Source organism: Nocardioides pelophilus (assembly GCF_014180685.1).
Lineage (GTDB): Bacteria > Actinomycetota > Actinomycetes > Propionibacteriales > Nocardioidaceae > Nocardioides > Nocardioides pelophilus.
Genome location: NZ_JACEHF010000208.1, coordinates 1 through 6541 on the forward strand (window position 1 = coordinate 1; position 6541 = coordinate 6541).

Below are 6541 nucleotides of genomic sequence, written 5' to 3' on the forward strand. Positions count from 1 at the left end.
CGTCGACGACCCCGGCTACCGGGCGGCCGTCGAGACGGTCCGGCTCGCCGGCCGCGACGTCGTCGACCTGGCCCCGAACGGGCCGATCGCGATGGCCGGACTGGCCGCCGCCTACGTCACCCCCGCGCACCAGCACCCGCTCGGCCACGTGATGCCGGCCGGCGACCGGCTCGCCCTGCTGGCCGCCGCCCGTGCGCACGCCGCCTTCGTCGTCGAGGACGACTACGACTCGGAGTTCCGCTACGACGTCGCCCCGATCCCCGCTCTGGCGTCGCTCGACCGCACGCAGGTCGCCTACCTCGGCACCGCCTCCAAGGCGGTCGGTCCGGGGCTGCGGGTCGGCTGGATGGTTCCGCCCCCGGGACTCCTCGGCAGCCTGGCCCGGCATCGCGAGCACACCTACGACATGCCGTCCTGGCCCGCCCAGCGCGCCCTGCTCGCCCTGCTGCGCGAGGGCTGGGTGGACAAGGTGGTCCGCACCGCGCGCCGGGTGTACGCCGACCGGGCGCCCCGCGTCGCGGCGGCCCTCGCGCCGTACGGCGAGCCCGCCGGCCCGGCTGCCGGGATGTACTCGACGTGGCTGATGCCGTCCCCCGCCGTACGGCGGGCCCGCGCGGCAGCGCGCGACGCCGGCTTCGACGTCGCCCCCATCTCGCGGTACTGCCGCTCCGCCCGGCTGACCGGCCTCGTCGTCGGCTTCGGCGGCGTCACCGACGCCGAGCTCGACCGCGCCCTGGCCGCGATGGTGCGGGGGCTGGAGGGGTGAGCGGCGTGTCCATTCATCACGGTATGTAGACGAATGATCGCTTCCCAGCGTGAATCGGGCATGGGAAGCGTCCGTTCGCCTGCATACCGTGATGAACGGACATATCCCGCCCACCCGCCCGCTACTCAACCAAACGGTTGACAACGCCAACCCGCGGTGTTGTACTCAACCGCATGGTTGAACACGAGGACCGGCTGTCGCGGGTCTTCTCCGCGCTCGCCGACCCGACCCGGCGCGACATGGTCGCCCGGCTGGCGGCGGGTGACGCGACGGTGAGCGAGCTGGCTGCGCCGTACGACGTCTCGCTCCAGGCCGTCTCCAAGCACCTGAAGGTGCTCGAGGACGCCGGCCTGGTGAGCCGGAGCCGGGACGCCCAGCGGCGGCCGGTGCACCTGGACGCGGAGGTCTTCGACCTGATGACGAAGTGGATCGAGCGGTACCGCCAGCAGGCGGAGGAGCGTTACCAACGCCTGGACGCGCTCCTCGACCGGCTCCAGGGCCGGGACAACGACGAAAGCAAGGACAAGGGAGCAGCAGGATGAACACCCAGACCCACCCCGAGACCCTCATCGAGGCCGACCCGGACATCCCGACGGTGCGGATCGTGCGCGAGTTCGACGCACCCGTGGAGCTCGTCTATCGCGCGCACGTCGATCCCGAGCTGGTCAAGCAGTGGCTGGGCCCGCGGTCGATCGACATGGACATCGAGAAGTGGGACATGCGCACGGGCGGGGAGTACCGCTACACCGCGCTCCGCGACGGCGAGGAGATCGCGCATTTCTACGGCTCGGTGCACCGGGTGTGGGAGAACCAGAAGATCATCCAGACCTTCGGTTTCGAGGAGATGCCCGAGGCGGTCAGCCTCGAGACCCTCGAGCTCCACGACCTCGGCGACGGCCGCACCCGCCTGGAGATCCTGTCCGTCGTCGACTCGATGGAGGCGCAGGCGGGGATGATGGCCAGCGGCATGGAGGTCGGCATCAACGAGGGGTACGCCGCCCTCGACGCGCTGCTCGCCGGACAGGTGGCGGGATGATCCCGACCGACCCCGCCGAGGAGCACCGGAGCATCGCGGGCACCTTCACCGACCGGGTGCGCGGTGTCGCGGCCGACGGGTGGGACGCCCGGAGCCCGGTGGCGGACTGGCAGGCCCGCGACGTCGTACGGCACCTCGTGGAGTGGTTCCCCGGCTTCCTCGCCGGCGGCTCGGACATCGAGCTGACGCGGGGACCCTCGGTCGACGACGACCCGGTCGCCGCGTGGGAGCACCACGCGCCCGCCGTCCAGGCCGTCCTCGACGACCCGGCCAACGCGACGACGGACTTCGCCCACCCCCGGCTCCCCGCGATGCCGGTCCCCCTGGCGATCTCGCGGTTCTACACCAACGACGTCTTCATGCACACCTGGGACCTCGCCCGCGCCACCGACCAGGACGACCGGCTCGACGAGGCCCACTGCCGGGAGCTCTACGAGGGCATGGAGCCGATGGACGAGGTGCTGCGCCAGAGCGGGCAGTACGGCGCGCGCGTGCCGGTGCCGGACGACGCCGACTGGCAGACGAAGCTGGTCGGATTCATCGGCCGCGACCCGGAGTGGCAGCCCTGATCAACCCAGGAAGCTGGCGCTCTTGGCCACGGCCTCGTAGTCGGCGGTGCCGGCGTAGGTCGCCGTGAACCGCAGCCTGAGCAGGTCCGAGCGCGGCAGGACGGCCTGGCAGGTGGCGACCCCGTTGTCGACGGTGGTCGCCGAGCAGACCGGCCGACCGGCCACCGAGAACGTGACGAGCTGACCGACGAAGGGCTGGATGCCGAACGTGAAGCTGCTGGTGGGCGCCCAGGTCTCCAACGTCGCGGAGAAGGTCGCCGGCGTCTTTCCGGGTGCGCCCTTCCTGGCCTTCACCTTCGAGAGGAACGTCTCGACCTTCTCGAGCCGGAACGACTGCGTGGCCCGGGGCGCGGGCAGGTAGTCGTCGTTGCCGGGCTGGTCCGCCTGGACCGTGCAGGTACCGGCCCCGCGGAACTCGATCCACGCACCCGAGCCCCAGGTCTCGTTGTCCTCCATGACCATCTTGATCGAGCACACGCCGGCGGACGCCGGTGCGATCGAGTACTCGACCGGGAGGCCCGAGCTCGCCGTCGCCGACGCGACGTACTGAGGAGCCCAATGGCTCTGACTCGTCAACCAGTCCTTGCCCGAGGGCGGGGTGCTGGTGAACTCGATCGTCTGGGACTGGGCGGCGACCGCAGCGGGCGACTCCACTGCGCCGAGGGCAGCGGTGAGTCCGAGGGCGACCAGGATGCCGATCAGGCGGTGGCGGACCATGCAGCCTCAACGCCGGCCGCCCTGCGGAGGTCACGCGGGCCAGAGGCGCGAGGGGGCGGACGTCTCAGACCCGAGTGACCTGCCGCGCGAACCAGATCGTGCGGTGGCTCCACTCCCCCGGTCCGGTGCGGCGCCCGGAGCAGACGATGATCGCGACCCGGGGCGGCCCCTCGGTCGAGTAGTACGGCGGGTACCCCTCCTCCGCCGGCACCTCGATCCGCAGGTCGACGCGGTAGCAGACCTGAGCGTCCGCGCCACTCACCACGATTCGGTCGCCCAGCTCGAGCCCGTCGAGCAGCGCGTTGCCGAGGGCGCTCCCGTCCGGCCAGGTGTGGGTGTTGAGCAGCACGTTGCCGCGTCGGCTGCCGGGCCTGATGCCGCCGAGGTCCCACGCGAACTCGACCTTGTTGCTGAACGGCAGCACGCCGGTGACGCCGCGGTCGTCCCTCGGCACGCCGACGATCGGNGCACGCCGGTGACGCCGCGGTCGTCCCTCGGCACGCCGACGATCGGACCGTCCTCGACGACGCCGGCGATGGAGATCCGCTCCGGCGTGAACGGCTCCGCGACCGGTCCCTCGCACGGACCGGGGGCCGGGTCGACCGCATCGGCCGCGACCGTCGCGGCCCCGGGCGAGCTCGAGGTCTCTGCCGCCGTGACCGGCTCGTCGCCCGGGTCCGCCCGGAGCAGCCACCACGCCAGCGCCACGACGACCACCACGACCGCGGCGGTCGCGGCCGCGATCCAGCGGACTCGACGGGCCATGGTCCATTGTGGCGCGACTGTCGGTGCTGCGTCCTACGCTCCAGCCATGGCGTACGACGAAGCCCTCGCCGACCGGATCCGCGAGCTGATCACCGGTGCTCCCCTGCTCACCGAGAAGAAGATGTTCGGCGGGCTCGGGTTCATGGTCTGCGGCAACATGGCGATCGCGGCGAGCAGCCAGGGCGGCATCCTGGTGCGGGTCGACCCCGACGAGGGCGAGCAGCTGATCGCCTCCACCGGGGCCCGGCCGATGGAGATGCGGGGCCGTGAGATGTCGGGCTGGCTCCGGGTCGACGCGGCCGACGTCGCCACCGACGAGGCGCTCGACGCGTGGGTGCAGCGCGGGGCGTCGTACGCCGGATCCCTGCCGGCGAAGTAGGCACGTCTCAGGCGACGAAGATGCAGAACGGGTGGCCCGACGGGTCGGCCAGCACGTCGAGCGCCTCCTCCTCGTCATCCGAACGGTCCAGCCGCAGCGTCGCACCGAGCGCCTCCGCCCGGCCCCGGTGGCGCTCCAGCTCCTCGCGGCTCGGCACCGCGAAGTCGAGGTGCATCTGCATCGGTACGTCGTGCTCGGGCCAGGTCGTGGGCTCGAGCCGGTTTACCTGCTGGAACGCCAGCAGCCGCCGGCCGTCCTCGTCGACGAGGACCAGCCAGTCGGCATCGTCCGGCGAGCCGTCCGTCGGCGGCTCGCCGCCCGGCCGGTACTCCACGCCCATCAGCTCGCGGTAGAACTCCGCGAGCCCGCGGCAGTCGGTCGTGTCGATCGCGGTCTGCTGCAGCTTCGGGTAGCCGGCCACGGCTATCAGCCTCTCCGCTGTCGGCGGGGTGCGCAAGGATGAACGAGTGCCCGAGACGCCTGACCCGCTGAGCCGGTTCAGCGAACCGACCCGGACCTGGTTCCGGGCTGCGTTCGCCGATCCGACGCCGGCGCAGGCGGGCGCGTGGGCGTCGATCGCGAGCGGCCACCACACCCTGGTCGTCGCCCCCACCGGGTCCGGCAAGACCCTCAGCGCCTTCCTCGCGTCGATCGACAAGCTGCTGACCACACCGACGCCCGACGACAAGACCCGGCGCACCCGGGTGCTCTACGTCTCCCCCCTCAAGGCGCTCGCGGTCGACGTCGAGCGCAACCTCCGGGCGCCGCTGGCCGGGATCCGGCAGACCGCCGAGCGCCTTGGTTTCGAGGCTCGCTCCGCTCGCACCTCAACCAGCGGCGGGGACCTGCCCGACACTCGCACCTCAACCAGCGGCGGGGACCTGCCCGACACTCGCACCTCAACCAGCGGCGGGACCGGCGGCGGGGAGCTCCCCGAGCTCCGGGTCGGCATCCGCTCCGGTGACACACCGGCCAACGAGCGCCGTACGCTCACCACTCGCCCGCCCGACATCCTGATCACCACGCCCGAGTCGCTGTTCCTGATGCTCACGAGCCGCGCGCGCGAGTCGTTGCGCGGCGTCGAGACGGTGATCATCGACGAGGTGCACGCCGTGGCCGGCACGAAGCGCGGGGCCCACCTCGCGATCACGCTCGAGCGCCTCGACGTGCTCCTGGCGAAGCCGGCCCAGCGGATCGGGCTGTCGGCGACCGTGCGTCCCACCGAGGAGGTCGCCCGGTTCCTCGGCGGCCGCGCCCCGGTCGAGATCGTGGCGCCGCCGGCGCACAAGTCCTGGGACCTCCAGGTCGTGGTGCCGGTCGAGGACATGACCGAGCCCGACGCGGGCCGCCCCGAGGTCGAGGAGTACGACGACCTCGGCGAGCTGCGCGACCCCGCGGCCCGCCGCACGCGGAGCATCTGGCCCCACGTCGAGGAGCGGGTCGCCGAGCTGATCCGCGCCCACCGCTCCACGATCGTCTTCGCCAACTCGCGCCGCACCGCCGAACGGCTCACCGCCCGCCTCAACGAGATCGCCGCGGCCCCGGTGGACGAGGAGGTAAGGCGAGCGATCGCCTCGAGTCCCCCGCCCGCGCAGATCATGGCCCAGTCCGGCGCCTCCTCCGGCGCCGCGCCGCTGATGGCCAAGGCCCACCACGGCTCGGTGTCCAAGGAGCAGCGCGCCCAGATCGAGGACGACCTCAAGGCCGGACGGCTCCCCGCGGTCGTCGCCACCAGCAGCCTCGAGCTCGGCATCGACATGGGCGCCGTCGACCAGGTGCTGCAGATCGCGTCGCCGCCGAGCGTCGCCAGCGCGCTGCAGCGGGTGGGGCGAGCCGGCCACCAGGTCGGCGAGACCTCCAAGGGCGTCTTCTTCCCCCAGCACCGCGGCGACCTGGCGCCGGCGGCGGTCTCGGTCGCGCGCATGCGCACCGGCGCGATCGAGTCGCTCCGGGTCCCGGCCAACCCGCTCGACGTGCTCGCCCAGCAGGTCGTGGCCGCGACCGCGCTCGACGAGTGGGACGTCGACGAGCTCTTCGACACGGTCCGCCGCGCGGCGTCGTACGCCGGCCTCCCGCGGTCCGCCTACGAAGCCGTGCTCGACCTGCTGGCCGGCCGCTACCCGAGCGACGAGTTCGCCGAGCTCCGCCCGCGCATCACCTGGGACCGGGTCACCGGCCGGATCGCCGGTCGCCCCGGCGCGCAGCGGCTTGCCGTCACCAGCGGCGGCACGATCCCCGACCGCGGCCTCTACGGCGTCTTCCTCGTCGGCGGCGACGTGTTCGCGCTCGGCGCCACCAGCTGGCGGATC

The 6541-nt window shown here is 72.6% G+C and carries 9 protein-coding genes; 6 read left to right on the plus strand and 3 right to left on the minus strand.

What is annotated here, in order from left to right; all coding sequences use genetic code 11:
• From H0488_RS21095 to H0488_RS21110, 4 genes are all read left to right on the plus strand, one after another.
• A partial coding sequence (locus H0488_RS21095) for an aminotransferase class I/II-fold pyridoxal phosphate-dependent enzyme (RefSeq protein WP_183101182.1) occupies nt 1-766 on the plus strand: 766 nt, incomplete at its 5' end.
• 173 nt (nt 767-939) lie between these two features.
• Complete coding sequence (locus H0488_RS21100; RefSeq protein WP_183101183.1) at nt 940-1308, plus strand: ArsR/SmtB family transcription factor; 369 nt, start codon at nt 940-942, stop codon at nt 1306-1308.
• A complete protein-coding gene (locus H0488_RS21105; protein WP_183101184.1) occupies nt 1305-1802 on the plus strand; it encodes an SRPBCC family protein in 498 nt (165 codons plus the stop codon). Before H0488_RS21100 ends, H0488_RS21105 begins: the two co-directional genes overlap by 4 nt.
• A complete protein-coding gene (locus H0488_RS21110) occupies nt 1799-2371 on the plus strand; it encodes a TIGR03086 family metal-binding protein (protein WP_183101185.1) in 573 nt (190 codons plus the stop codon). The genes H0488_RS21105 and H0488_RS21110 overlap by 4 nt, the downstream gene beginning before the upstream one ends.
• Here H0488_RS21110 and H0488_RS21115 read toward each other — a convergent pair whose 3' ends face one another.
• Entirely contained in the window at nt 2372-3088 is a 717-nt protein-coding gene (locus H0488_RS21115; RefSeq protein ID WP_183101186.1) for a hypothetical protein, read from the minus strand. It lies immediately after the preceding gene.
• 64 nt (nt 3089-3152) lie between these two features.
• A complete protein-coding gene (locus H0488_RS21120) occupies nt 3153-3542 on the minus strand; it encodes a class F sortase (protein WP_183101187.1) in 390 nt (129 codons plus the stop codon).
• A 21-nt stretch (nt 3543-3563) separates the two neighbouring features.
• On the opposite strand from H0488_RS21120, the gene H0488_RS25155 reads away from it, so the two are divergent.
• Nucleotides 3564-4232, plus strand: a complete 669-nt coding sequence (locus H0488_RS25155; RefSeq protein ID WP_312856466.1) for a TfoX/Sxy family protein — start codon at nt 3564-3566, stop codon at nt 4230-4232.
• A gap of 7 nt (nt 4233-4239) precedes the next feature.
• On the opposite strand, the gene H0488_RS21130 is transcribed toward H0488_RS25155, so the two are convergent.
• On the minus strand, nt 4240-4653 hold the full coding sequence (locus tag H0488_RS21130) for a VOC family protein (RefSeq protein WP_183101188.1): 414 nt from the start codon (nt 4651-4653) through the stop codon (nt 4240-4242).
• A 46-nt stretch (nt 4654-4699) separates the two neighbouring features.
• Here H0488_RS21130 and H0488_RS21140 point away from each other — a divergent pair.
• Nucleotides 4700-6541: DEAD/DEAH box helicase (locus H0488_RS21140; RefSeq protein ID WP_312856467.1), on the plus strand; the 1842-nt coding region annotated here is incomplete at its 3' end.